General features: G+C 44.5%; 3 protein-coding genes. 1 reads left to right on the forward strand and 2 read right to left on the reverse strand.

The genetic code is table 11. The features are described from left to right. Both tnpB and BT142_RS18340 read right to left on the reverse strand, forming a co-directional pair. Positions 1-205 (reverse strand): IS66 family insertion sequence element accessory protein TnpB (gene tnpB, locus BT142_RS18905; RefSeq protein ID WP_139275825.1); only part of this gene is annotated, 205 nt, incomplete at its 3' end. After that, positions 183-392: an IS66 family insertion sequence element accessory protein TnpA gene (locus BT142_RS18340; protein ID WP_072418915.1), complete on the reverse strand. Its 210-nt coding sequence runs from the start codon at positions 390-392 to the stop codon at positions 183-185. The genes tnpB and BT142_RS18340, both read right to left, overlap by 23 nt. 911 nt (positions 393-1,303) lie before the next feature. Between BT142_RS18340 and BT142_RS18350 the strand changes: the two genes are divergently transcribed. Next, a partial coding sequence (locus BT142_RS18350; protein ID WP_175444996.1) for an InlB B-repeat-containing protein occupies positions 1,304-4,461 on the forward strand: 3,158 nt, incomplete at its 3' end.

Genomic DNA, 4,461 nt, shown 5'->3' on the forward strand with positions numbered 1-4,461 from the left:
GTTTGTAAAGCAGGCAGAAGCCTTCCTTGTCCCAGTAGAGTATCTTGATCTTATCGCAGTGTCGGTTGTGAAAAACGAACATCGCATCGCTCACCGGATCGAGCCTGAACTGCTGCTGAACGACAGACGCTAATCCGTCGATGGATTTCCGCATATCGACATTCGCAGTTGAGATGTAAATTTCAGACGGTCGAAGTATTATCATCGTGCTCACCGCCGATCACAACCTTGGCAAACCGTATCTCCTTACCCTCGGAAAGCTCATCGAGCCTTTCGAGCCAATAGCGAAGGGTACTGCGTTTGATTCCTTGTTCCCTGCACCAGACGCGCTGACTCTTGCCGCTTTCAACGAATTCCTTTATCCTTATCGCCCACTTTTCAGATTCTGTCATTTTCTGACCCATGATATTTCTATTATATCATGTGGACGGTGGTTATTCTAGGGGGGGAGGGTTTGACGGGTACATTCTTTGGAATTTCATATAAGTACAATGGAGAAAAATATCCTTACTAATTCAGAATGACAAGAATATGGTCTTCAAATCGTCTGTCGGGAAAAACGGCAGGCGATTTTTCTATACTCTTTTGACAAATCAATCTCCGATGGGAACTTCAAAGTTCACAATTTTGTTTTATTCAACAATCTTTTTAAAAATCTATAGCGATATAATTCACGAGTGATATACTGTACACATTGATATTCTGTGCGCACATTAATATCTGAAAGTTCATATAGAAGGGGGAACTGATAACCGCAAAAAATCCATGTCCATAGCCACATTTTATCGATACAAAATACTGTAAAAATCTTCAAAATAGCTTAATACCTTTGTGAATTTTAGATATAATTTAAACATAATTCGGTTATGCGCAGTTTAGGCGTTCTCACTATACAGCAGATAAAAAAGTCTCTGTTCCGATACAGCATTTTGATCTTTTCGGCAGTGGTGGGGGGATTTGATGAGTACCTCTGATGTATATCAGGCAGATTACTGCGGCTTTTGATCTGCTTTTTGTTTTTAAAAAAAGGAATAATTAAAATTGCTTGACATTTGCGTAAAAATATGTTAAAATAAAATCGAGAAATTCCGTAATAAAATTCCCGAATTTTATTTGCACGAAAGGATTGACGAAGCTATGCCGAGCCTGTATGATCTGACAAAAAGACAAAAAAACGGACAGGGCATAACTCTGTCTTTTTGTCATGCACGCAAAACACTGAGTTTTAAGCCTATAACGCTCGTGACCGCAGTAAAACTGTGCCTGCGGGCGTTTGGTGTTACATATGAAAGGGGATAGTATAATGAAAAGAATAAAATCAAGAATACTATGCGTTTTTATGTCACTATGCATGATAGTATCGTGTGTGTCGGAAACGAGTTTGACGGTAAGCGCGGAGACAGATGTGGCGAAAGTCGGCGATACGATATACACCAGCTTTAGTGATGCACTTTCTGCGTGGACTGAGGACACCACTCTTACTCTGCTCGCTGATGTAACTATAAGCCAAAGGATCAGGGTTAGCCAAAATAAAACCCTCGATCTGAACGGTCATTCGATCACGTTGAGCACTAATGACAGCGAACAACGTCTTATCCATGTTGAGAATAATCCAAGCGTCACTTTTGATCTGATCGACAGCAGCGGTACAAACGCAGGAAGGCTTACTGGCGTGAATTCCACTGACGATTGGAGTGGTACATTGTGGATCGGCTTGGGTGCTACTGTCAATATGTATGGCGGCACTATTACCGGCAACATTTCACCGTGGGGAGCCGGTGTATGGGTCGATGCAAGAGATCATCGACCTTACAGCGAACGTAACGGCGGAACATTCAATATGTACGGCGGTGTTATTACCGGCAACAACGCGACATACGGCGGCGGTGTATGTGTTAAATATCATACGGGGAATAACGTTACATCGGGTACAGGTCATTTCAATATGTATGGCGGTACGATCACCGGCAACATCGCTGATTATGGTGCTAATGTTTATATCGGTGAAGGCGAATTTACCATGACAGGCGGTACGGTCAACGGCGGTTTCAGCCATAGCGATTACGTTACCGTATCATTCGACGCGAATGACGGCACAGGCACAGTTTCCGATCAGTATGTAAAGAAAAACACAGACACCAAGATAAAGGAAAACATAGATTACAGCGACAACGGAGTGAAAATCGAACCGGCTTTGACCCGTGACGGATATGTTTTCGCCGGCTGGAATACGAAAGCAGACGGCACGGGAACAGACTATGCCGCAGGGACGGACACTATCAACATCAGCGCAAATACCACGCTTTACGCAAAGTGGGAAAATAGTTCTGCATCTGTCACAGTCGGCAGCAAGACCACGAATTACGGTTCTTTCTCCGACGCACTTTCTGCGTGGACAGACGGCTGCACGCTTACTCTGCTGAAAGATGTCGAGGTTTCAAGCACTATCAGCGTTTCGGGAACTAAGACGCTTGACCTGAACGGATATGGCATCAGAATGACCGGCAGCGGAAGTGTTATATTTGTCGGAAGCGGTGCGACTCTGACTTTAAATGATAGTGGAACGACTGTACGATATTATAACGTCAGTACAACCGGTCCGTCAACACTTAGTGATACACCGACTGCACAATCCTTTACAGGAGGCTATATTACCGGAGGAACAGGAAATAACTGCAACAGCCGTTATGTCGGGGGAGGCGTTTATGTAAAAGGAGGAAACTTCATTATGAATGGAGGCACCCTCTTTGGAAACGGTAAAAAGGCATTATATTATACAGGCGGCGGCGTACAGCTTTCCGGCGAAGGAACCTCGACAGGTCGTTTTACAATGAACGGAGGAGCTATCATTGGTAACGCAGGACAATTCGGTGCTGGTATAGAAATTATCGGAGATAATGCCTATGCTTCCGGACCGGCTGTATGTACGATAAATCAAGGTGTATTTAAACATAATACCTGCAGCACAAGCGGAGCGGCGATTCGTATTGCATCGAATCAATATACCGATACCTTGAATATAAACGGAGCCACTATTACAGATAATTCGGGTAACGGAGCGGTAATGGTTTATCTGCAAAATTCAAATGACGCCTTTAATCTTTCGGGAAACACCATTATAAGCAGTAATTATAATGGTAGTCAACCATGTAACCTTCGCTTGTATCAGGGCAGAGCAAATATTGTTGACATTCTCGGCAGTTCTGCAAACATAGGCGTTACGTTGCAGACCCACGGCATGTTCACCAACAGCGCAAACACAGCCTACAACGATAAGTCAAAGTTTATCAGCGATGATGAAAGCTATACAGTCGGCAGAAACGCCGACGGACAGCTTTATCTCGGCAATCCCACTGCCAATGTATCGAGCGGCGGTCAGCCGACAAGCTATGATAATTTCTCCGACGCGCTTTCTGCGTGGACAGACGGCAGCACGCTTACTCTGCTGAAAGATGCAGAGCATCCAGGCACTATTGATATTTCGGGAGCGAGAAAACTTGATCTGAATGGTCATAAGCTGACTACCAATAATCATTTTTACATACCTTCCGGCAGTAGTCTTGAGGTATGTGACAGTGAAGGCGGCGGCTTGATAAATGCAGAGTACAGAGTTGGCTCTGTTTTCTGGGTAAATGGCGGAAAGCTGACTCTTAACGGCGGAACGGTCAAAGGTGATATAAGCACAGCCGGTATGGTTGATATTGCAGCTAATGCTGAATTTACGATGAACGGCGGAAAGATAACAGGAACCTCGACCGGAAGATATGATGCAAGTGTTATCCGTTTTACAGGCAGCAACGGAAAATTTACAATGACAGGAGGAGAAATTTCCGACACTACCACCCGAGGCGGAGTTACATATTTTGAAAAATTAGATGTCAGCATAAATATTTCGGGAAGTGCAAAAATATACAATAATAAACTGGAAAGCGGCGCTTCGCAGAATTTGTATATTCCTAATGATATTAAGATCAATATCAACGGTGATATGGATGATTCGGCTAAGGTCTTTCTTTCAATGCAGACACCCGGAGTGTTCACTGACAGCACAAATACGAACTATAACGACGCAAGCAAGTTCACAAGCGACAACACCAACTACACAGTACGTAAGAACGCTGACGGACAGCTTTATATAGGTTTGCCGCATGAACACTCATGGACTTACACAGCAGACGGAGATACCATTACCGCCAACTGCACCGAGAACTGTGACATCACTGACGGTCTTACCATGAAGATAAGCGCTTCCGATGCGACTTATGACGGCAAGGCTCACGGTGCGTCCCTGAGTACCGACTACGATACAACAGCTTTCCCCGATACATACACGATCGAGTATTACAAGGGAACTTCCAAGCTGAACAGCAAGCCTGTCAATGCCGGAAATTATACCGCAAAGGTGACAGCAGGAACAGCCACTGCAAGCGCTGACTTCACGATCAGCAAGGCATCGATCAC

Origin of the sequence: Ruminococcus sp. YE71, assembly GCF_900119155.1 — a bacterium.
Classification (GTDB): domain Bacteria; phylum Bacillota; class Clostridia; order Oscillospirales; family Ruminococcaceae; genus YE71.